Source organism: Streptomyces sp. NPDC039430 (assembly GCF_055639435.1).
On the sequence record NZ_JBVKAK010000006.1, the window covers coordinates 475919 to 497881 of the forward strand.

Genomic DNA, 21963 nt, shown 5'->3' on the forward strand with positions numbered 1-21963 from the left:
CAGTGTTGGCCCGGAACAAGGACGACGTCTCCCACACCCTGCTGAGCATGCTGCACAACTCGCTGACCGACACACGCAGGGAGCTGCGGGCGGCCCTCGCCGAGGGGTTCGACCGGCTCCGGATGGCGGGCGACGAGGCGCACCGGGCCACCCAGGAGGCCATCGCCTCCGGGCTGAACGAGCTGCGTACGGAGCTCCGGGAGACGAAGGAGGGCCTGGCGCGCGGCAGGGAGGAGCTGGGGCAGACCGTCGAAACCGCCGTGGAGATCCTTCAGGACGAGGTCCAGCAGCTGAAGGAGGCGGTCGAGGGACTCCGTCCCGGGTCCGCCGGCCACCCGTCGCTTCCGTTCGGTACGGCCGACGGACCGCTGTTTCCGCCCGGGATGACGGTGCCCGGCGTGTCGGGCCTGCCCGAGGTCCCCGGTATGCCCGGCGGCGTACCCGGTATGTCTGGCGTCCCCAGTGCGTCTGGCGTCCCCGGTATGCCCAGCGTCCCCGGTATGCCCAGTGTTCCCGGTATGCCCAGCGTTCCCAGCCAGCGTGAGGAGGACGACGCCCGGACCGTGCTCCCCGGGCCGTCCGAGCCGTCGGCACCGGCCGAGCCCTCGCCCGATACCTTGCCCGAGCCCTCCGACGATCCTGCGCGGCCGCACGGGGACTCGGCGCTGTCAGGACCCTCGGCGCTTCCCCGGGGTGTCCCGGTGGAGGGGGCCTGGCCAGGGCCCCCGGAGCGGGTGGCGCCCTCGCTCCTGAACGCGCTGCGCCGGGAGTTCGGCCCGCTGCTGGCGCACCTCGAAGAGGCGCGCGGCGAGCTGGCGGCGGTCCGTGCGGACATCACCGCGCTGACCTCCCGTATGGACGACGCGGACGGGGGTCTGCGCACGCCCGGGGAGCCCGCGCGACAGGCGCCGCCCGTGACCCCCGTCACCGCGTTGCACCCCGTGACCCCCATGCACTCCATGAGCCCCATGCACCGTGTGACCCCCGTGCCCGAGGAGCACGGTGAGCTGCTGAAGCGCGCCGCCCGGGTGTCGTCGGCGTCCCTGGTCTGCCACCGCGACACCTGGGAGTTCATCACCGGCCAGGCGGGCCGTCACTCCCACTTCCGGATGCCTCCGCGGATCACCGACCGGGGAGATGACCGGATCGCCGCCGCGCTGTCCGGGCGCTCGTTGATCGCCATCCTGATCTCCCTGTTCACCACGCGGCACACCACGGACGCGGGTGACGGCGACTGGGCGCTGGCCACCACTCTGTACGAACGCATCGGCACCGGTCTGGACACCCTCGCGCACGCGGGCACCACCGTCACCATCACGCTGGACGACCGTGCTCCCGGCGCCGGGAGCGAAGACGGCGACAGTGACGGCGACAGCGCCGCCGAGGCCGGCGGCGGCGAGGTGGCCGAGAGGATCAGCCTGCCGTCGCCCGCGTCGCCCGACGGCCCGGGGCTGATGGCTCAGGCCGGTCCCACATAGCCGGTCCCACATAGCCGGTCCCACATAATGGGGCCATTGGTACAGGCTCGGGCCGTACCCACGGACGGCAGGAGGCCGGCGGACGATGGCGGTGGACGCGCTCGACACCCGCATCCTGCGGCTCCTCATCGAGCGGCCGCGTACCAGCGTGCGGGAGTACGCGCGCATCCTGGGGATCGCCCGGGGAACGCTCCAGGCCCGGCTCGACCGACTGGAGCGCGAGGGGGTGATCACCGGCACCGGGCCGTTCCTCTCCCCGGCCGCCCTTGGCCATCCGGTGCTCGCCTTTGTCCATATCGAGGTCACGCAGGGGCATCTGGACGAGGTCGGTGACGCACTGGCGGAGGTACCCGAGATCGTGGAGGCTTTCTCGATCACGGGTGCCGGGGATCTGCTCACCCGGGTCGTGGCGCGCGACAACGGCCATCTGGAGGACGTGGTCCAGCGTCTGATCCAGCTGCCGGGTGTGGTCCGTACGCGTACGGAGATGGCGCTGCGCGAGAGGGTGCCGCACCGGCTGCTGCCGCTGGTCGAGTCGGTGGGCCGGGCCGTCGGTGAGCGACGCTGACGGAAGGCTTGGCATGCTGGACCGTATGAGCACTTCCCAAACGCTTGCGGTCATCTTCGATCTCGACGGAACACTCGTCGACAGCGAGCCCAACTACTACGAAGCCGGACGGCTGCTCCTGGCCCAGTACGGTGTGTCCGACTTCAGCTGGGAGCACCACAGCCGGTTCATCGGGATCAGCACCCGCGAGACACTGGAGGCGCTACGCGGGGAGTACGGGATCGACGCGCCGCTGGACACCCTGCTCGCCGAGAAGAACCGGCTCTATCTGGAGCGGGTGCGCGCGTCGACGGAGACATTCCCGGAGATGCGGAAGCTGGTGGAACGGCTGCACACCGAGGGCGTACCCATGGCCGTGGCGTCCGGATCGTCCGGCGCGGCCATCCAACTGGCGCTCGCCGTCACCGGACTCGACGGGTATTTCACCACGACCGTCTCGGCCGAGGAGGTCGCGCACGGCAAGCCGGAGCCGGACGTCTTCCTGGAGGCGGCGCGCCGGCTGGGAGCCGAACCCGCCCACTGCGTGGTACTGGAGGACGCCGCGCCCGGTGTGAGGGCCGCGCGGGCCGCGGGGATGCGATGTGTCGCGGTCCCCTACGCCGCCACACCCGGCGCGCCGCTGGATCCGGCGTTCGGTACGGCGGGGCTGCTCTTCCCCGCCGGGCAGAGCGAGTTCACGGCGCAGGCCGCGTACGCGTGGATCGTCGGGGAGTAGAGCCCGCCGGCCCGCCGGCGGACGACGGCTTGTCAGGACCCACTGACGCACCACATTGACGTTGCCGCGTCAGTTCGCCTCGTCGCGCCCGCTTTCCACGGCGGAGCGGGTGCGGAGGCCGTCGAGAAGGAAGGCGATGCCGCGGCGCCAGGCGTCCGGATCGCCACCGGCCGTGGCTTGGAGCGTAGCGGTCGTGAACCAGAACACATACGACAAATCCGCCGGGGTGAAGTCCTTGCGCAGGGTGCCTTGTCGATGTGCGTTGGCGACGACCCGGTGAGCGGTCTCCGCCTGAGCCGAGCAGACGTCGATCAGACGCCGTGAGCCCAGGGTCCCGCCGCTGAGGGCCTCGCCGAACGAGCGGTCGCTCGCTTGGATCTCGCACAGACGCTCGATGTAGCCGGCGAACCCCTTCCACGCGTCCCGCTGTTCCAGTGCCCAGCGGCCGGCCTCCTCCAAGCGTGCGGCGAGAGCGTCCGGCACCACGGCGTCGATGAGCCGTTCACGGCCTCCGAAACGGTGGTAGAGCGTGCCGACGCTGACTCCCGCGCGCTTGGCGATCTCATCCACCGGAGCCCCGAGCCCGCGCTCCCGGAAGACCTCGGCCGCCGCCGACTTCAGCCGTTCCTCGTTACGCGCCGCGTCACTCCGCAGCCCACGCACGGCCTTCGGCCCGCCCCGGCTGCCGACCGCCCCGGCTCCGTCTTCCCTGTCTGCACGCACCGCGGATCCTTTCTTGAGTGTCTCCTCAAGTTTAGTGGTACCGTCCACGTTAAGTTGAAGGTGTGTTCAAGTTGCCCGCCGCCGTGCGCGAGGAGTGCGTCGCCATGTCCCCTGTGATCGCCATTCTTGGGGCCGGTACCGGCCTGGGAGTCTCTTTGGCTCATCGCTTCGGCCGTGAGGGCTTCCGGGTCGCTCTCGTCGCCCGTCGACCCGGACGGCTGGAGAAGCTGGTCCGCTCCCTCGCGTCCAACGGCGTCGAGGCCGCGGCCTTCCCCGCTGATCTGGCCGACCCCGCCGGCATTCCGGCACTGGTGGCGAGAGTCCATGAACGTTTCGGCCGCATCGACGTGCTGGAGTACTCGCCCGCGCCGATGACGGCCATGCCTCGGCCCGCGACGGAGCTGACCGCGGACCGGCTCGGCGAGCTGCTGAACCTGTTCACTCTCACACCCGTCGCGATCGCCCGCGCCGTCCTGCCGGCGATGACCGCACACGGCGACGGCGCCATACTCGTCACCCACGGCCTCACCGCCGCCCGCCCCATACCGGGCATGAGCGGCGTCGGACCGGCCATGGCCGCCACCCGCAACTACCTGTACTCGCTCCACGGAGAAGTCGCCCCGCTGGGCGTATACGTCGGCACGCTCACGGTCGGCTCCGTCATCGCCGGCAGCGAAGGCCACGACCATTTCGAGAGCGCTTCTCTGCCGCCCGGAATCACTGTGGTCGACCCGGACCGGCTGGCCGACGTCTACTGGCGCATGTACCGGAACCGCGACCGCGTCGAGGAGTTCTGGCCGCCGCTCTCCGGCTCAGGTCACTAGGACTTGTCCGCCATGTCGCCGTTGAGCAGCGCGACGCCGAGCGGGGTGATGGTGTGCTGCACCTTGTTGAAGGTGCGCAGAGTGGTGATCAGCCCGGCCGTGCGCAGAACCGAAGTGTGCTGGCTTGCCGCGGCAGAGGAGATACCCACACTCTCGCCGACCTCGGTGGTGGTGCAACTGCTGGTGAGGGCTTCCAGTACCGACGCGCGCGTACGCCCCACCAGCGCGTGCAGCGCGTGTTCGGCGCCGCCCTTGGACTCCCACAGCGAGTCGGCCCACTCGGGGTTGGCCCGGGTGGGGTAGATCAACGTCACCGGGCGTCCGTCGGATCCGCCGCCGGAGAGCACCGGGGGCCGGCCCGCCAGAAAGAGTGAGGGCGCCAGCGCGAGGCCGCCCGACTCCAGCTTCAAATCGTCCCCGTTTCCCGGGACTTCGAGGATCGGAGCGTCCCAGCGGATGGCCGGGTGGAGGGTGGAGAGCAGCTTGCCGACGCCGTCGCTGAGCATGATCTGACCGCGCGCGGTGCGGTCGGCGTGCAGCCGCTTGGAGATGGCTTTCCAGTACGGGGCTATCGCGATGCGGTGGAACTCCTCAAGATCCTGGACGACTTGGGGTCTCTCCCGGGAAGGGGAGGGCTCCGCGAGGCCGCCGTCCTCCGTGGCGCTACGCGCGTCAAGTCCCAGTCTTCGCACCACTTGATCGATATCCGGGATGGGGCGGACCACTTGGGCGAGCCTCACCAGCGCGCGGATATTGCCGGAGTTGCCGACCTTCTTGCGCCATGGCTTGAACACCGGTCCGCCGCCGCCCAGACTCAGCTCTTCCAGGGCGAAGAGGGACTCGCGTACTTGATCGACCTGCGGAAGAACTCTGGTTTGCGACAGGCTCTCAGGCGTAAAATATATGCGACGCATACTCCCCCGCAGGATCCGTGCGCACTGTCGACCCGGCCTCGGATTCACCGGCGACGAGCCGCTCCCACCGTTTCAACTCGCAAGTGCATTCGACGTTACCACGAGTCGCCAAGGGCTATCGGAAACATTCGAAAGTACCGTTGGCCTCGATGACTTCCATAGTGCGTCCGCCCCATCACATCCGACAGGGGAGGCCGCACGCCTATGGAGGTACAGCTGGCTGCACCTGCCCAAGAGGGGTCAGCTGTAGGTGATAGCGCGTCAACCCAGCCGTTTTCCAAGAGTTTAGCCGCAGTCCTGAGCCGCGCCCGGCAAAGGGCGCCGAGCCGCCGGCGGCGTTCTTCCTATGCCCGAATGGGCAGAGCCCCAGAACATCTCCAGGAAATGTGGCCAGAATTCCGTAGTGGCCCGCGAGGGTGCTTTAGCGAGGGCTAAAACTCCGCCGGAGGATCCGGCCGCACCCCTTCCGCTTCCGCTGGTAACACGGCAGGTCGTACGTGAACCGGGCGGCGGAGCCGGACCTACCCCAGCGCCGCCTCCTCCACAACCGGCGATGCCCGGCCACGGCCCGGTCACAGCGGTCCGCGGGATCGGCGGGGCGTCACCGGAGGGTCTCCCTGGATGGCCGGCCGGCGAGCATTTCCGCCACCAGAAAGGCGAGTTCGCATGGCTGCCGACGGTGGCGCGACTGCCGGGCGGTCGACCGCCACCATGCCCCCGGGCGATGCCCGCGCCGCCGGTCGTCGTCTTCATGACGGACTTCGCCGAAGACTTCACCGAGGTCTTCGGCGAGGTCTTCATCATGAAGACGAACGGACCGGTTGGTCGGTTCGGAAAACGTCACGGATACCGTCGTGCGCGAGACAGGGCGGACAATGCGGAAAACCGGCGGCTTGAATTCGATTACAGCGCGGCAAGGAGGGCGCGCCGGACGAATGGGAACCCACCTGTGGAACACCGCCAGGCATCCGTGGATCGGTGGAGTGGCCCGGAGCGGACCCGCACCGGCCTTCTCCGATTGATCTGGTGTATCTGGTCTCCGCACCGGTACCCGCGTTCGGACCGGTGCGGCCACGACGACAATCACGAATACGGACAACGGCCGGGCGGATCATGAACAGGCGTCGCGGGCTCGTCTCTGTTTCCTTTTCGCGCCAACACCGATCACCTGCTCATTGGCCGCCTGGAACCCGATCGCGATCGGCCTGGCCACGCTGCCCGCGGCTACGAAGGTGGGCTTCGGTGTGGTTGTGCGGCCGGGGGGCCGCCCGCACAACCAGCGCCTCAGGCGCGTCAGGCGCGGAAGTAGGACCCCGCGTCCAAGTCCTGGAGGAGGCTCGGCCCGCTCGGGACCCAGCCGAGAAGTTCCCGCGTGCGAGCGCTCGACGCGGCGATGTCCATGGCGAAGAAGTGGCCGATCCAGCCGAAGTGCTTCTCCGCGTCCTGCGGTGCGATCGAGGCGACGGGAACATCGAGTCCCCGTCCGATGGCCTCCGCGATCTCCCGCGTGGGGATCCCTTCCTCGCTCACCACGTGCAGGAGAGTTCCCGCCGGGGCCTTTTCCAGCCCCAGGCGGGTGCCCCGTGCGGCATCCGACCGGTGGACGGCCGGCCAGCGGTTCACGCCGTCGCCGACGTAGCCCGCGACCCCCTTCTCACGGGCGATCGCGACCAGGGCCGCGATGAATCCGTGGTCGCCGTCGCCGTGCACGGTGGGGGCGAACCGGAGGCTCACCGTGTGCACGCCGCGATCGACGTACTCCAGCGCGAGGTTCTCGCTGCCACCCCGGGGGGACTCCGGGCCGTGGAACGGCGACCGGTCCTCCTCGGTCACCGTTCCACGGCTCCGCGCCGGACCGGCGACGCCGGACGCCAGCAGGAACGGGCGGCCCGTTCCGGTCAGGACGTCGCCGATCGCCTGCACGGCGGCCCGTTCGGCCTGATTGGAGGCGGCGAGGTTGTCGAAGTCGTGCTTGTTGGCGAGATGGAGGACGGCGTCGGCGGCGGCCGCGCCCTCCCGGATGCTGTCGAGGTCGTCGAGGTCGCCGCGGCGGACCTGGACGCCTTTCGCGTCGAGGGACGCGGCCGAGGTGTCGGAGCGGGCCAGCCCGGTCACCTCGTGGCCGGCGGCGAGCAGCTCGTCGACCGTGGCGGAACCGATCCACCCGGATGCTCCGGTAACGAAAACGCGCATGTGAAGGACTTCCTTCGATGATCAGGTCCGATGGTCAGGCCTGGGGAAAGCGAGCGATGTCAGTCACTGATGTCAGTCACTGATGTCACTGTAGCTCCCATGTCGGTCACTGTCATCACAAGTGGACTCATGGTGCGATGGGAGCCCGGGACGCGGGAGCGACTACAGGCGGCGGCGATGGACCTCCACATCAGTCGCGGCTTCGACAGGACGACCACCGCCGACATCGCGCAGGCCGTCGGGCTTACCGAGCGCACGTTCTTCCGCCACTTCACGGACAAGCATGAGGTGCTCCTCGGCGGGCAGGAACTAATGGAGCGGGCGTTCCTGGACGGGGTGGCCGCGGCCGCTCCGGACGCGTCACCGCTGGAGATCGTTGAGTCAGCGCTGTCGGCCGCCGCGACGTTCTTCCCGGCCGAGCGCCGCGACCACTCCGGGCGGCGGCAGCGGATCATCTCCGAGAACCCGGCGCTGCGGGAACGGGACCCGCTGAAGTCGGCCCGGCCGGCCACGGCGGTCGCCGCCGCCCTCCGGTCGCGTGGTGTTCCGGAGGTGACGGCCACGCTCGCCGCGGAATCGGGCGTGACCATGTTCGGCGTCGCCTTCGCCACGTGGATCGCAGACGGCGAGGAGCGGTCGTTCCCCGACCTCGAACGCGAGGTACTGGGAAGGCTCGTGGCACTGGCCGCGGACGTGACGCGACGCGACGCGATCGGCGTAGCAATGGATCAACCGGATGAACCGGGTGGGCCGCCCGACGACGTCGGTGCCGGCGCGACGGTGATCACTACCGCGATCGGCCCCCCGGCGCCCGTCCGGCCCGCCCCGCCGCGCGCAGTGCCGCCAGCGCGGGGCCAGGGCCCGCGGCGGTCACCAGCGCCTCGCCCACCAGCACGGCGTCCGCCCCGTGAGCAGCGGCCTCGGCCACGTCCTCGGGCCCCCGGATACCGGATTCCGCGATGCGTACCACCCCTTCCGGGATGCGCGGGGCGAGCCGGGCGAACGTACCTCGGTCGATATGGAGGGTCTTCAGATCCCGGGCGTTGACACCGATCACCGGTGCGCCGAGTGCCACCGCGCGATCGGTCTCCTCCTCGTCGTGCACCTCCAGCAGCGCGGTGAGCCCCAGTTCGCCCGCGAGCTTCAGCAGCGCGGCGAGTTCGTCCTGCGCGAGCGCCGCCACGATCAGCAGCGCCAGGTCCGCGCCATGCGCCCTGGTCTCCCACAGCTGGTACGGCGTGACGACGAAGTCCTTGCGCAGGACGGGGATCCGTACCTCGGCGCGGACCGCGTCCAGGTCGGCGAGTGAGCCGTGGAAGCGGCGCCCCTCCGTCAGGACGCTGACCGCGGCCGCGCCGCCGCGTTCGTACTCCCCCGCCAGCGCGGCCGGGTCGGCGATGGCGGCCAGTGTGCCCTTGGACGGGCTGGCCCGCTTCACCTCGGCGATGATCCGCACGCCCGTGCCGCCGCGCAGCGCGGCGGCGGCGTCGAGAGCGGGCGCCCGCTTCAGCGCCCGCTCGCGCACCTCCCTTTCGGACACCAGTCGTTGACGTGCGGCGACGTCCTCGCGTACTCCGCCGATGATCTCGTCGAGCACGGTCATGGGGGTGTCGGTCCTCTCACATTGATTCCCGCTTCCGGCCGGCTGGACGGTGACGCGGTCACCGCCCGTGTCAGGCCGCGATCGGGACGATCTTGGGGTTGGCGAGCGTCAGATAGTCCTCGGTGGCGAGCGCCACCGACAGGTCCAGCCTGGCCGCGTTGAAGTAGAGCGTCGGCTCCGCGAAGAGCGCGGGGTCGGCGAGCACGGTCAGCTCGTCATGGAACGAGAACGGGATGATGCTGCCGCTCACACAGCCGGTCAGGCTCTCCGCGAGGTCGCGCCGGGCGAGTTGGGCGCGCTGTCCGCCGCACTCCGCCGCGACCCGCTCCAGGTCCACCCGGCGGTCGCCGGGGATCACCGCGAGGAGGTGCCGCTCCGCGGGGGTGCCGCCGAGCACGGTGACGATCATGCATTTGGCCGCCGCCGTCAGTGCGTGGCCGCGCAGCGCGCTGGCGAGCGCGGTCCGGCCCTCGGGCGCGTGTGCCAGGAGTTCGTAGCGTGCGCCCGTCTCCTCCAGCAGGTTCAACAGACGCTGTGACGCGATCAGTTCGTCGCGGCCGGCGGTCTCGTTCATGTGGTCGCCGACTGTCTGGCCGGGGACACCGGCCGCATCCAGGAGTGGGGGTCGGGCAGTTGGCCGCGCTGGATGCCGAACAGCGCGGCGGAGAGCCTGCCGGTGATCTCGCCGGCCGTGTTCACACCCGCCCGGTTGCCGTCGGCGGTCCTGCCACCGGTCCCGTCGCCGTCGGCGGTCCTGCCACCGGTCCCGTCGCCGCCGATGGTCCAGGAGCCGTCCTTGGTGCTGACCTCGTTGACGGGGCTGATGCGGGCGGCGGTGCCGCACGCGAAGACCTCGGTGATCGCACCGGAAGCGCAGTCGGCCCGCCACCGCTCCAGGCTCAGCGGCGCCTCGCTCACCGGCACGCCGAGGGTGGGTGCCAGGTGCAGCAGCGCGTCACGGGTGACTCCGGGCAGCAGGCTGCCCGTCAGCGGCGGGGTGACGAGCCGGGCCGAGTCGCCGGATCCGTAGACGAAGAACAGATTCATGCCCCCCATCTCCTCGACCCAGCGGCGCTCCACCGGGTCGAGCCAGACGACTTGGTCGCATCCCTTCCTCTGGGCCTCCTCCTGGGCGAGCAGGCTTCCGGCGTAGTTGCCCGCGCATTTGGCGGCTCCGGTGCCGCCGGCGGCGGCCCGGGAGTACTCGTCGGTGACCCAGACCCGTACCGGGCGCTGGGCGGCGCCGAAGTAGCCCTCGGTGATGAACGCGACCATCAGGAAGCGGTATTCACGGGCGGGACGCAGGGCGAGGGTGCGCTCGCTCGCGAAGAGGATGGGGCGCAGGTAGAGGCTCATGCCGGGGTCGTCGGGTATCCACTCCTGGTCCTGGGCGACCAGGGCGTCCACCGCCGCGAGGAACAGTTCCCCGGGCGGCTCGGGCATCATGAGGCGCCGGGCCGAGGCGCGCATCCGTACGGCGTGGGCGTCCGGCCGGAAGACCGCGACCTCACCGGTGTGCGAACGGAACGCCTTGAGCCCCTCGAAGACGACCTGGCCGTAGTGCAGACCGACCGTGGCGGGGTCCAGGAGCAGCGGACCGTACGGTACCAACTCGGCTTCGTGCCAGCCCTGTTCGGGGTTCCATCGGGCGGAGACCATGTGCTCGGTGAACGCGGTGCCGAAGGCGGGGGCGGCGGAGCGCTCCGCGCGCTCCGGCGCCGTCAGTGGTCGGGCTACTGGTGTGGACACGATATGCACTCCGGCCTCCTGTGGCGGTTCGTGCGATCGGGGTGTGGCGTGGTGGGGCGGGATGGGTCATACGAGTGGGGCGAAGAAGTAGGTGTCCCGCCTGCTGAACCGCCGCTCGCCGTTGAGCAGGAAGAAGTCGGCGAACTCCAGGTGGACTTGGCGGCCGTCCTTGAGGACGCCCTCGAAGACACCGTTGACCGCGACCTGGTCGCCCCGGGCGACGACCGTGGCGACGGTGTGCCGGCCGCTCTCGATCACACGCTCGCCGGTGTAGAAGGCGGTCAGGCCGGTGTGACCGCGCATGGGCTCGTAACCCGGCCGCCGGTAGACGGCGTCCTCGGCGAAGAGCGAGACAAGTCCGAGGACGTCGTCCGCGTCCACGAGCCGGTAGTACTCACGCACCCGGGCCACATTGGCCTCGGTGGGAGAGCTTTCGGTCATGTGCTGTCCTCCGTCCGGTGTGTGCGGACTGCGCGGGGTGTGCGGGGTGTGCGGACTGCGCGGGCGGTACGGGGTGTGGGGGCGGTACAGGCGGTGCGGGGCGTGCGGGATCCATGGGCTGTACGGGTCACGTCACGCGCCCATGGCCTCGATCAGCGACTTGGGCCGCATGTCGGTCCAGTTGGTCTCCACGAAGTCGAGGCACTCCTGCCGCCGCTGCGGGCCGAAGACGACCTCCCAGCCCTTGGGCACGTCGGCGAAGGTGGGCCACACCGAGTGCTGGCCCTCCATATTGACGAGTACGAGATAGAAAGCCTCATTGTTCTCGAACGGTACCGACATTTCCTTTTCCCTCTCATTCGGATACGGCCGCGCGAGGCGTCAGCCGAGGAGCGCGCGCAATTCGCGCAGGAATTCCCCGGAGAGCTTCGCGATGGTCTTTTCGTGATGCGTCGCGCTGGAATAGCGGATGGCGAGCCTGAACCGGCCGCCGATGACGACGCCGGTGATGTCGAGCAGATGGGGCCGCTCGGCGCGGTCGCTCTGCTGGGCGACGGCCGGAAGTACGGCGCGTACCGGACCGCCCTCCGCGGCCCCCGGGGCGTCGTCGAACCGCCCGAGGTAGTTGAAGACCACCTGTGGCGTGGGGGCGGCGACCAGCACGGGTTCCCGCTGGAGGTACCGCAGGGCGCCGTAACCCAGTCCCTGGTTGGGGACGGCACGCAACCGCCGGCCCACGAGCTTCACACGCGCCCTGGGCGGCTGATCACCCGGGTCGCTCAGACGGACCGGATGGACGGTGGTGAACCAGCCGACCGTACGCGACAGGTCGAGGTCGTCGAACAGCTCACCCCGGCCATGGCCTTCGAGGTCGATGGTGACGCCCGCGCCGCCCGTCCATCCGGAAAGGGTCGCGCCGAGCGCGGTGAGCAGAAGGTCCTCCGTACGGACACGGAACGCGGCCGGCACCGTACGCAGCAGCGCCTCGGTCTCCGGCTCGTCCAGTTCAACGGTGAATTCCGCCTCCGAGGCGACCGTATTGGGTCCCGGCCCGTCCAGGGGAAGAGGACTGGATTCCTGCTCCAGCACCTCTTTCCAGTAAGGGAGTTCCGCTGCGAACGCGCCGGCCCCGGCGTGCTCGGACAAGCGCGCGGCCCACTGCGCGAAGGACGTACGGACCGGCGCGACCGTGACCGGCTCGCCGTCGCGCGCCTGCCGGTAGGCGGAGTCGATGTCCGCGAGCAGGACGCGCAGCGACACCGCGTCGGTCACCAGGTGGTGGGCGACCAGCAGCAGCCGGGGCGCGCTGTCCGCGCCGCCGTCGAAGAGGACGGCGCGCGCCACCGGGCCCTCGGTGAGGTCAAGCGATGCCTGGGCCTCGGCAGCCGCCCGGTCCATGACCTCTGCCAGTTCCGTCGCGGTGACACCGAAGATGTCGCGTCTGGCGACGGGGACCCGCTGTGACGCCGGGCCGATGTGCTGGGTACGTGTGGCGCCGCTGCCGGTGAAGCGGGTCCGCAGCGCCTCGTGGCGCGCCATGACGGCGGTGACGGCCCGGATCAGCGCGTCGTGATCGGTGTCCGGTGCCAGCTCCAGCTGGACGGACATGTTGTAGTGGTGCGGGTCGGTGGGGTACGTCTCGAAGAAGCGGCGTTGTACGGGCGTGAGGGGCAGCGGCCCGGCCGCCGTCGCGGTCTGTGGCGCCGCTCCGTCACCCGTTCCGTCACCCGCTCCGTCGCGCAGCCCGTCGCCCGGTCCGTGCGCCGCGCTGTCGACCAGCTCCGCCAGCGCGCGGACCGTGGCGGCGCGGAAGATGTCCTTCGAGGTGATCGGCACTCCCGCGGCGCGGGTGCGCGCCACCAGCTGGATGCTGAGGATCGAGTCACCGCCGAGATGGAAGAAGTTGTCGTCCAGGCCCACGTCGTCGAGACCGAGCAGCTCGGCGAAGATCCCGGCGAGCAGCACTTCGGTGCCGGTGACCGGCCGTGCGCCGGGCTCTCCGGCCGTGGCGGCCGGCTCGGGCGCGGGGAGCGCCTTGCGGTCGACCTTGCCGTTGGCCGTCAGGGGCAGTTCGGCGAGTACGACGAGCGCGGCGGGGATCATGTAGTCGGGCAGGGTGAGGCCCGCGTGCCGGCGCAGCGCGTCGGTGTGAAGCACGGGGACATCCGTGACGGGATCGACGGCGCCGAGGACATCCGTGGCGGCGGCGCCGCCGAGGACATCCGTGGCGGGGGCGGCGGCGCCGGTCACCGAGCCGTCCGGGTGCGGGGTGACGTAGCCGACCAGCCGCAGCCCGCCCGGCCCCTCGGCGGCCACCACACACGCCTGTCCCACGCCGGGTCCGGCGGCCAGCACGGCTTCCACCTCGCCCAGTTCGATCCGCAGCCCGCGGATCTTCACCTGGTGGTCGGTGCGCCCGAGGTACTCGACGGTGCCGCGGCCGGTCCACCGCACCAGGTCGCCGGTACGGTACATCCGCGTGCCCGGCGGGCCGTACGGGTCCGCCACGAAACGTTCCGCCGTCAGCCCCGGCCGGCCCAGATACCCACGGGCCAGCTGCTCACCCGCGAGATACAGCTCCCCCGGCACCCCCACGGGCACCGGCCGCAGCAGCCCGTCCAGTATGTGCAGCCCGGTGTTCCAGACCGGGCCGCCGATCCCGTGCCGTACGCCGGGCCGTATGTCCTCGGTGGTCGCCCAGATGGTGGCCTCGGTCGGACCGTAGAGGTTGGTGACGCTCGCGGCGGAACCGGCGAGCCGCTCCGCGAGATCCGGCGGCAGCGCCTCGCCGCCGACGAGTACCCGCAGGCCCTTGACCGCGTCGGGCTGTACGGCGAGCAGCATCCGCCACAGCGACGGGGTGGCCTGCATGATGCCCGCCCCGGAGTCTTCGAGGATCCGGGCCAGCCGGTCGGGATCGCTCGTGGCCTCCTGCTCCGCGACGATCACCCGCGCGCCGGCGAGCAGCGGGAGATAGATCTCCAGCGCCGCGATGTCGAAGCTGATGGTGGTGACGGAGAGCAGCTGGTCGGCGGCCGTGAGCGGGAATCGGTCGGCCATGCAGGTGAGGAAGGTGGCCAGCGCCGCGTGCGGGATCACCACACCCTTGGGCCGTCCCGTGGAGCCCGAGGTGTAGATGACATACGCGGGGTGGTGGGCGGCGTGCCTGCGGACCGGATCCACCACCGCGTGGGCGGCGGGCTCGTATCCTTCGCCGCCTGCGGGATCGTCGAGGAGCAGCAGCGGGCATTTGCTGTCCGCGACGAGTTCGCGGGTGGCGGTGTCGGTCAGTACGCGGACGGGCTCTGCGTCCCGCAGTGTGTAGGCGAGCCGGTCGGCGGGGTGGCCCGGGTCGAGCGGCAGATACGCGCCGCCCGTCTTGAGGACCGCGAGCAGCGCGACGACAAGTGCGGCGGAGCGGGGCAGCGCGAGCGCGACCACGTCCTCCGGTCCGACGCCCTGCGCGATGAGATGGTGCGCGAGCCGGTTGGCGCGCTCGTTCAGCTCGGCGTAGGTCAGGGTTCCGGAGTCGCTGACAACGGCCGGCGCGTCGGGGGTACGGGCCGCCTGCCGCTGGAACAGCTCGATGACGGTGACGTCCGGCAACGGCCGCTCCGCGCCCGCCCGGTCCGCGTCGACGCGTGCCCGCTCGCCCTCCGTCAGCATCGCCAGCGCCGCCATCGGACGCTCCGCGCCACCCGGCGCGGCCAGTGCGTCGGCGAGCGTCACGAGATGCCCGGTCAGCCGCTCGATCGTGGACGCGTCGAACAGGTCCGTGCTGTATTCGACCGAACCCCGCAGTTCCCCGTCCTCCTCCCAGTAGGTGAACGTCAGATCGAAGAGCGAGAAGTCACGGGTGAGCGGCTGCTCGGAGAGTTCGACCCCGTGCAGCCGCAGGGGCGGGGCGGGGGTGTTCTGGAAGGCGATCAGCGCCTGTACCAGCGGCGGGCGGCTCAGGTCACGCTCGGTGACGACCGCGTCGACCACCCGGGAGAACGGCGCGTCGCCGTGTGCGAACGCCTCAAGCACCGTTTCCCGTACGGAGTCCAGGAACTCCCCGAACGTACGGAGTTCGTCCACGTCCGACCGCAGGACCAGGGTGTTGACGAAGAAGCCGATCAGCCCTTCTACCTCTGCCCGGTCGCGTCCGGAGCTGAGGGTGCCGAGCGCGATGTCCTTCCGGCCGGACCAGCGGGCGAGCAGGAGGGAGCTGAGGGCGGTGGTGGCCATGAAGAGGGACGCGCCGTGCTCCTGGGCCGCGCGTGTCAGTCCGCCGGTGGCGTGGGCGGAGAGCCGGAAGGTGTGCAGCGCGCCGGCGTAGCCGAGGACCGGTGGCCGGGGCCGGTCGGCGGGCAGCTCCAGCGGCTGCACCCCGGCCAGCTTCCACTGCCAGAAGTCGAGTTGGGCGTCGAGTTCCTGGGCGGAGAGCTGCTCGCGCTGCCACACGGCGTAGTCGGCGTACTGCACGGGGAGCGGCGGCAGGGCGCTGTGCCGCAGAAGGCGGTCGGCCTCGCGCGAGCCCGTTTCGAGCGCCGCGTTGTAGAGCGCGCCGAGCTCGCGCGAGATGACGCCCATCGACCAGCCGTCCGTCACGATGTGATGGATCGTCAGGGCGAGCGCGTGGTCGTCGGGTGCCGCGCGGACCAGCTGGGCGCGCAGCAACGGGCCGTTCCGCAGGTCCATCGGCAGGGCGAACTGGGCGGCCAGGGCGGTCCGGAGTTCCCGTTCACGTTCGTCCGGGTCGGTCGCGGTGGGCTCGGTGACCGGGACCGGGACCGCGTAGGGATCACCGATCAGCTGTACGGCGCGGCCGTCGACGGCGTCGAAGGTGGTACGGAGTGATTCGTGCCGTACCACCAGCGCCGACAGCGCCGCCGAGAGCGCGGAGATGTCCAGGGGGCCGGTGAGCCGCAGCACTCCGCCCGCGTTGTAGGCCGGGTTGCCCGACTCGAACTCGTCCAGGAACCAGAGGCGTTGCTGGGCGAAGGAGAGCGGCAGCGTACGGTGGCGGCCCGCCGGGGCGATGCGTGCGGTGTGTCCGGCCGCCCGGCCCTCCGCGACCCGCTCGGCGAACTCCGCGATGGTCGGCCGGTCGAAGAGCGCGCGGGCGGACAGCTCGATCCCGAAGGTCTTCCGCACCCGGGAGATCACCTGGATGCTGAGGATCGAATTGCCGCCCAGTTCGAAGAAGTTGTCGAGGACGCCGATGTCGTCGAGGTGGAGCACCTGCATCCAGATGCCGGCCACCGCCTCTTCCAGGGCGTTGCGCGGGGCGACGCGCTCGGCGGCCGAGGCGAAGAGCGTGGGGTCGGGGGCGGGCAGCGCCCTGCGGTCGACCTTGCCGTTGATGGTCAGCGGCAGTGTGTCGAGGACGACGACGGCGGCGGGGACCATGTAGTCGGGCAGAGCGCGGGCCGCGTACTCCCTGAGGGCCGCGGCTTCGAGGCCGGGGCCGGACGCGTGGGGTGTGAGGCCGTCCGGGCCGTCCGCACCCACGGAGCCGGCCGGGCGCGCGGTGACGTACCCCACCAGCCGCAGTCCGCCGGGGGCCTCGGCCGCGATCACACACGCCTGTCCGACACCGGGCGCCGCGGCCAGCGCGGCTTCCACCTCGCCCAGTTCGACGCGGTGTGCGCGAATCTTGACCTGGTCGTCGGTGCGGCCCTGGTACTCCAGGGCGCCGTCGGCCGTACGGCGCACCAGGTCGCCCGTACGGTACATCCGTCCGCCCGGCGGGCCGTACGGGTCCGCCACGAAACGTTCCGCCGTCAGCCCCGGCCGGCCCAGATACCCACGGGCCAGCTGCTCACCCGCGAGATACAGCTCCCCCGGCACCCCCACGGGCACCGGCCGCAGCAGCCCGTCCAGGACATAGCCGCGCATGTTCCAGGAGGGTCTGCCGATCAGGACCGCGCCCGCCGGGTCGGTGTCGCCGGGCGCCACGGTGTGTACGACACAGCCGACCGTGGCCTCGGTCGGTCCGTACTCGTTGACGACGCTCGCGTCGCGGTGCCGCGCCCGCCAGGGGGCGAGCGCCTCGCCGAGCAACTGCTCGCCGCCCACTACCAGATCGCCTCGCGCGAGCACCTCGTCGGGCAGCGATTCGAGCAGCGGCAGATGGCTGGGGGTGGCCTTGATGAAGGTGGGCGCGGGCCCGCCGCCGGCCCACAGCTCGGGGTCGATGTCCTCCAGCGCGCTGACGTAGACCGTGCCGCCGACGGTGAGCGGTGCGAACAGGGTGGTGACGGTCAGATCGAAGGAGACCGAGGAGTGCAGGATCGCGCCGCCCCGGATGCCGGGGTAGGAACCGGCGCACCAGTGAAGGTAGTTGCTGAGTCCGCCGTGCGGTACGACGACTCCCTTGGGGCGGCCGGTGGAGCCCGAGGTGTAGATGACGTACGCGGCGTTTCCCGGTCGCAGCGGGGCGCGCCGGTCCGCGTCGGTGAGGTCCGCGGCAGATCGCGCGGCGAGCGCTTCGCGTGTGACGGGCCGGTCGAGCACCAGGTGCCCGGTGCCGGGCTCCGGCCGTACGGGAAGATCGGCCGCGCGCTGGGTGATCACCTGTACGGGGCGCGCGTCGGCGAGCAGCGCCGCGACGCGCTCGGCCGGGTAGTCGGGGTCGACCGGCAGATACGCCGCGCCCGTCTTGAGCACCGCGTACAGCGTCACCATCAGATCGGCGGAGCGTGGCAGGGAGACCGCGACCACGTCTTCGGCACCGACGCCCCGGGCGACCAGCTCGTGCGCGAGCCGGTTGGCGCGCTCGTTGAGCTGGGCGTAGCCCAGTGTCCCGGCGCCGGTGACGACCGCGGGCGCGTCGGGGGTGCGGGCCGCCTGCCGCTGGAACAGCTCGACCACGTTGGTGTCCGGTAATCTCCTCTCCGCACCGGCCCGTTCGGCGGCGACGCGTGCGAACTCGCTCCCGGTCAGCATGGCCAGCCCGGCCATCGGACGCTCCGCACCACCGGGCGCGGTCAGCGCCTCGGCGAGCGTCACGAGATGCCCGGTCAGCCGCTCGATCGTGGACGCGTCGAACAGATCCGTGCTGTATTCGACCGAACCCCGCAGCTCCCCATCCTCCTCCCAGTAGGTGAAGGTCAGATCGAAGAGCGAGAAATCACGGGGCAGCGGCTCCTCGGCCAGTTCCACGCCGTCCAGTCGCAGGGGCGCGGAGGGAGCGTTCTGGAGCGCGACCATCGCCTGTACCAGGGGCAGACGGCTCAGGTCGCGCTCGGTCACGAGGGCGTCCACGACCTGCTCGAACGGCGCCTCGCCGTGTGCGAACGCCTCAAGCACCGTTTCCCGTACGGAGTCCAGGAACTCCCCGAACGTACGCAGCTCGTCCACGTCCGACCGCAGCACCAGGGTGTTGACGAAGAAGCCGACGATCGGCTCCACCTCGCCCCGGTCGCGTCCGGAGACAGGGGTGCCGACCGCGATGTCGCGGCGGCCGGAGTGGCGGGACAGCAGGAGCTGGCTGAGCGCGGTCACGGCCATGAAGAGGGTCGCGCCGCGCCCGCGCGCGAGGGCGGTCAGCCGCTCGGTGAGCCCGGCGGGGAACCGGAAGGGGTACGCGGCGCCGGCGTACCCGCGTACGGCGGGCCGTGGCCGGTCGGTGGCGGTGTCCAGTGGTGTGAGCGCCGCCAGTTTCTTGCGCCAGTAGTCGAGTTGACGGTCCAGCTCGCCGCCGCTGAGCCGCTCGCGCTGCCAGACGACGAAGTCCGCGTAGCCCAGGGGAAGCGGAGTCAGCCCGGCACGCTCCAGCAGAGCGGCGGTCTCACGCGGCCCCGGCAGCAGGGCGGCGGCGTAGAGCGCGCTCAGCTCGCGTTCCAGGATGCCCATCGACCAGCCGTCCGTCACGATGTGATGCATCGTCAGAACCAAGATGTGCGTGGTGTCGTCCAGCTTCACCAGGAGCGCGCGGAGCAGTGGTCCTGTGCGCAGGTCGAAGGGGCGCGTCACCTCGGCCCTGAGCAGGCTCCGGACGATCAGGTCCCGCTCGGCTTCGGGAGCGGGCGGCACGTCGGTGACGGGCACCGGCACCGCGAAGGGTTCACCGATGAGCTGTATGCCCTGTCCGTCCACCGCGTCGAAGGTGGTGCGCAGCGATTCGTGCCGCACCACCAGCGCCGAGAGCGCGCCGGCCAGCGCGGGGACGTCCAGGTCGCCGGTGACCCGCAGCGCCGCGCAGGAGTTGTACTCGGCGCTTCCCGGCTCGAACTCGTCCAGGAACCACAGCCGTTGCTGGGCGAACGACAGCGGCAGGTCGCGGTCGCGGCCGGCCGGGGTGATCCGGCCGGGCCGGGCCTTCCCGTCGCCGCCGCCGGCCAGCCGTGAGCGCATCCTGTCCCGTACGTGCTCGGGCAGGGACTGAATCCAGCTCTCGCGTGATGCCGCGTCCATGCGTCTCTCTCCTCTACGGGTGCCACGAGGTCGTACGGGTGCCACGAGGTCGTACGGCGGGTACCGCCGGGGCCGGCGTACGGCAGGTGCCGCCGGGGCCGGCTCCGGCCCCGGGCCACGCTCCGGCGCGCTACTCCAGTTCCGCCAGCACCTGGGACTCGACCGCCGACGCCAGGTCCGCGACCGTCGGGTTGTCGAAGAGCGTGCGGGCCGGCAGATCGACGGCGAACACCTCGCGGACCCGGGAGATCACCTGAATGCTCAGGATCGAATCGCCCCCCAGATCGAAGAAGTTGTCCAGCACTCCGACCCTCTCCAGGCCCAGCACCTCGGCCCAGATGCCCGCCACCAGCTCCTCGCCGGGGTCACGCGGGGCGAGCCCCTCGCCGCCCTCCCCCGCCATCTCCTCGGGCGAGGGCAGCGCCCGCCGGTCGACCTTGCCGTTCGGGGTGAGCGGGAAGACGTCCAGGACCACTACGGCGGCGGGCACCATGTAGGCGGGCAGCGAGCGGCCGATGAAGTCCTTCACCTCGTCGGGCTCGGGCACCGGCGCACCGGACTCGGGCACCACGTACGCCACCAGCCGTTTGCTGCCCGGGATGTCCTCGCGCGCCAGCACCAGCGCCTGCGCGACGCCGGGATACCCGGCGGCGGCCGACTCGATCTCACCGAGTTCGATGCGCTGTCCGCGGATCTTGACCTGGAAGTCGGTGCGGGAGACGAAGTCGAGGTTGCCGTCGGGCAGCCAGCGCACCAGGTCTCCCGAGCGGTACATCCGGGATCCGGGGGGACCGAACGGGTCGGCGACGAAGCGTTCGGCGGTGATCCGGGGCCGGTTCACATAGCCACGCGCCATACCGTCGCCGGACAGATACAGCTCCCCGGCCACCCCCGGCGGCACCGGCCGCAGCGCCGCGTCCAGTACGTACACGCCGGTGCCGGCGATGGGGGTGCCGATCGGCATCGGGCCGGTGCCCGCGTAGTTGCCGTTGACGACGAACAGCGAGGTGAAGACCGTGCCTTCGGTCGGCCCGTAGCCGTTGATCACGCGGACACCGGGCAGCTGCCCGACCACCTTGACGCAGTGTGCCGGAGAGAGGGTGTCACCGCCCGACATGATCAGCCGCAGCCCCGAGAAGACCCGCACATCGCTGTCCACGATCTCGTGGAACAGTCCGGCGGTGATCCAGATCGCGGTGACACCGCGGGAGTGCAGGAACTCACCGGTCTCGGCCGCGGACATCACACGGGTGGGGCTGACGGCCAGCGCGGCGCCGTTGAGCAGCGCGCTCCAGATCTCCAGGGTGCCGGCGTCGAAGGAGACAGTGGCGAGCTGGCCGACCACATCGCGTTCGGTCATCGCCAGCTTGGGGTCGCGGGCGACGCGCAGCACACCGCGGTGCGGGAGTACGGCGCCCTTGGGCCGGCCGGTGGAGCCTGAGGTGTAGATGACATGGGCGAGGTTGTCGGGCCGTACGGTCACCTCCGGCGCATGGCCCGGCCGGGCCGCGACGGCGGCGTGCTCGGCGGCGTCGTCCAGGAGCAGCAGTCCGGCGTCGGTGGGCGGGAGGGCCCCGGCGCAGGCGCTGTCGGTGACGACGAGCCCGGCTCCGGAGTCGGAGACCATGAAGGCGAGACGGTCGGCCGGGTACTCCGGGTCCAGCGGTACGTACGCCCCGCCGGCCTTGAGTACCGCCAGCAGCGCGACGAACAGTTCGGTGCGGCGGCCGAGGCAGACGCCGACCCGGGAGTCGGGCCGTACCCCCCGCTCGACGAGGTGATGGGCGAGGCGGTTGGCGCGGGCGTCCAGTTCGGCGTAGGAGATCCGCTCGTCACCGACGATCAGGGCGGTGTTGCCGGGGACCCGCGCCACCTGTTCGGCGAAGATCTCGGTGAGGGTGTGTCCGCTGTCGCCGGGGGCGCCTCTGCCCCAGGTCCGCAGGATCTCGTTCCGTCGGCCGGGGGTGACGAGGCCGAGGTCGGCGATCCTCTCGTCCGTGACCTCCACCAGGCTCCTGGCGTGCAGGGTGAGCTGGTCGCGCAGCCCCTCGACTGTCGACCGCTCGAAGACGTCGGGGTCGAAGAGCAGGATCAGCGTCAGACGCTTGCCGGTGAACGCTGCCAGGTTCAGGGGGTAGTTGGTCGCCTCGACCGAGCCGACCTCGCTGACGCTCAGACCATGCCGGTCGGCCGCGTCGGTGTCGACGGGATAGTTCTCGAAGATGACCAGGCTGTCGAAGAGCGGTTGGTTCATGGGGAGTTCGCTGAGTGCCTGGACGCGGTTGAGGGGGAGGTGGTCGTGGCGGCGGGCTTCGACCTGCTCGCTCTGCAACCCCTGCAACCACTCCACCA

At 71.0% G+C, this 21963-nt stretch carries 15 protein-coding genes and 1 pseudogene; 5 read left to right on the forward strand and 11 right to left on the reverse strand.

All coding sequences use genetic code 11. The annotated features are described in order from the left end of the window. Positions 1-5: 5 nt before the first annotated feature. The 3 genes from ACZ7LS_RS18625 to ACZ7LS_RS18635 all read left to right on the forward strand — a co-directional run bounded on the left by ACZ7LS_RS18625 (position 6) and on the right by ACZ7LS_RS18635 (position 2761). Positions 6-1478: a hypothetical protein gene (locus tag ACZ7LS_RS18625; protein WP_385135947.1), complete on the forward strand. Its 1473-nt coding sequence runs from the start codon at positions 6-8 to the stop codon at positions 1476-1478. A gap of 85 nt (positions 1479-1563) precedes the next feature. Next, positions 1564-2046 carry an Lrp/AsnC family transcriptional regulator gene (locus ACZ7LS_RS18630; protein WP_356516356.1) on the forward strand — a complete coding sequence of 161 codons (483 nt, stop codon included), beginning with the start codon at positions 1564-1566 and terminating at the stop codon, positions 2044-2046. Positions 2047-2071: 25 nt separating this feature from the next. Continuing rightward, positions 2072-2761: an HAD family hydrolase gene (locus tag ACZ7LS_RS18635; protein WP_385135950.1), complete on the forward strand. Its 690-nt coding sequence runs from the start codon at positions 2072-2074 to the stop codon at positions 2759-2761. Positions 2762-2830: 69 nt separating this feature from the next. On the opposite strand, the gene ACZ7LS_RS18640 is transcribed toward ACZ7LS_RS18635, so the two are convergent. Beyond that, complete coding sequence (locus ACZ7LS_RS18640) at positions 2831-3484, reverse strand: TetR/AcrR family transcriptional regulator (RefSeq protein WP_382671184.1); 654 nt, start codon at positions 3482-3484, stop codon at positions 2831-2833. A 62-nt stretch (positions 3485-3546) separates the two neighbouring features. Here ACZ7LS_RS18640 and ACZ7LS_RS18645 point away from each other — a divergent pair, with 62 nt between their 5' ends. After that, positions 3547-4308, forward strand: coding sequence for an SDR family NAD(P)-dependent oxidoreductase (locus ACZ7LS_RS18645; protein WP_385135954.1), 762 nt, complete (start codon positions 3547-3549; stop codon positions 4306-4308). Here ACZ7LS_RS18645 and ACZ7LS_RS18650 read toward each other — a convergent pair. The 3 genes from ACZ7LS_RS18650 to ACZ7LS_RS18660 form a co-directional block, all read right to left on the reverse strand. Then, positions 4305-5222 (reverse strand): ArsR/SmtB family transcription factor, encoded by a 918-nt coding sequence (locus ACZ7LS_RS18650; protein ID WP_382515363.1) that lies wholly within the window; start codon positions 5220-5222, stop codon positions 4305-4307. The two genes, ACZ7LS_RS18645 and ACZ7LS_RS18650, sit on opposite strands and share 4 nt — an antisense overlap. A 601-nt stretch (positions 5223-5823) precedes the next feature. Next, positions 5824-6066, reverse strand: a complete 243-nt coding sequence (locus ACZ7LS_RS18655; RefSeq protein WP_385135957.1) for a hypothetical protein — start codon at positions 6064-6066, stop codon at positions 5824-5826. 449 nt (positions 6067-6515) lie between these two features. Further along, positions 6516-7415: an SDR family oxidoreductase gene (locus tag ACZ7LS_RS18660; RefSeq protein WP_385135960.1), complete on the reverse strand. Its 900-nt coding sequence runs from the start codon at positions 7413-7415 to the stop codon at positions 6516-6518. A gap of 177 nt (positions 7416-7592) precedes the next feature. Between ACZ7LS_RS18660 and ACZ7LS_RS18665 the strand changes: the two are divergent. After that, positions 7593-7649, forward strand: a pseudogene (locus ACZ7LS_RS18665) (hypothetical protein); the annotation flags it as partial. A 553-nt stretch (positions 7650-8202) separates the two neighbouring features. On the opposite strand, the gene trpC reads toward ACZ7LS_RS18665, so the two are convergent. The 7 genes from trpC to ACZ7LS_RS18700 all read right to left on the reverse strand — a co-directional run. After that, entirely contained in the window at positions 8203-9018 is an 816-nt protein-coding gene (trpC, locus tag ACZ7LS_RS18670) for an indole-3-glycerol phosphate synthase TrpC (protein WP_385135962.1), read from the reverse strand. Positions 9019-9088: 70 nt separating this feature from the next. After that, positions 9089-9592, reverse strand: a complete 504-nt coding sequence (locus ACZ7LS_RS18675) for a YbaK/EbsC family protein (protein WP_382515349.1) — start codon at positions 9590-9592, stop codon at positions 9089-9091. Further along, positions 9589-10767, reverse strand: a complete 1179-nt coding sequence (locus ACZ7LS_RS18680) for a branched-chain amino acid aminotransferase (protein WP_471064911.1) — start codon at positions 10765-10767, stop codon at positions 9589-9591. Before ACZ7LS_RS18680 ends, ACZ7LS_RS18675 begins: the two co-directional genes overlap by 4 nt. Before the next feature lie 66 nt (positions 10768-10833). Further along, a complete protein-coding gene (locus ACZ7LS_RS18685) occupies positions 10834-11208 on the reverse strand; it encodes a nuclear transport factor 2 family protein (protein WP_382515346.1) in 375 nt (124 codons plus the stop codon). Positions 11209-11340: 132 nt separating this feature from the next. Further along, a complete protein-coding gene (locus ACZ7LS_RS18690; RefSeq protein WP_382515343.1) occupies positions 11341-11550 on the reverse strand; it encodes an MbtH family protein in 210 nt (69 codons plus the stop codon). 39 nt (positions 11551-11589) lie between these two features. Then, positions 11590-19611, reverse strand: coding sequence for an amino acid adenylation domain-containing protein (locus ACZ7LS_RS18695; protein ID WP_385135968.1), 8022 nt, complete (start codon positions 19609-19611; stop codon positions 11590-11592). 130 nt (positions 19612-19741) lie between these two features. After that, the coding region (locus ACZ7LS_RS18700; RefSeq protein WP_385135971.1) for a non-ribosomal peptide synthetase at positions 19742-21963 on the reverse strand (2222 nt) is incomplete at its 5' end.

Bases quoted from the DNA above. Each gene is read 5' to 3' on its own strand.
- ACZ7LS_RS18630 (WP_356516356.1), top strand. From the start codon at position 1,564: ATGGCGGTGGACGCGCTCGACACCCGCATCCTGCGGCTCCTCATCGAG.
- ACZ7LS_RS18635 (WP_385135950.1), top strand. From the start codon at position 2,072: ATGAGCACTTCCCAAACGCTTGCGGTCATCTTCGATCTCGACGGAACA.
- ACZ7LS_RS18650 (WP_382515363.1), bottom strand. From the start codon at position 5,222: ATGCGTCGCATATATTTTACGCCTGAGAGCCTGTCGCAAACCAGAGTT.
- ACZ7LS_RS18660 (WP_385135960.1), bottom strand. From the start codon at position 7,415: ATGCGCGTTTTCGTTACCGGAGCATCCGGGTGGATCGGTTCCGCCACG.
- trpC (WP_385135962.1), bottom strand. From the start codon at position 9,018: ATGACCGTGCTCGACGAGATCATCGGCGGAGTACGCGAGGACGTCGCC.
- ACZ7LS_RS18675 (WP_382515349.1), bottom strand. From the start codon at position 9,592: ATGAACGAGACCGCCGGCCGCGACGAACTGATCGCGTCACAGCGTCTG.
- ACZ7LS_RS18685 (WP_382515346.1), bottom strand. From the start codon at position 11,208: ATGACCGAAAGCTCTCCCACCGAGGCCAATGTGGCCCGGGTGCGTGAG.
- ACZ7LS_RS18690 (WP_382515343.1), bottom strand. From the start codon at position 11,550: ATGTCGGTACCGTTCGAGAACAATGAGGCTTTCTATCTCGTACTCGTC.
- ACZ7LS_RS18695 (WP_385135968.1), bottom strand. From the start codon at position 19,611: ATGGACGCGGCATCACGCGAGAGCTGGATTCAGTCCCTGCCCGAGCAC.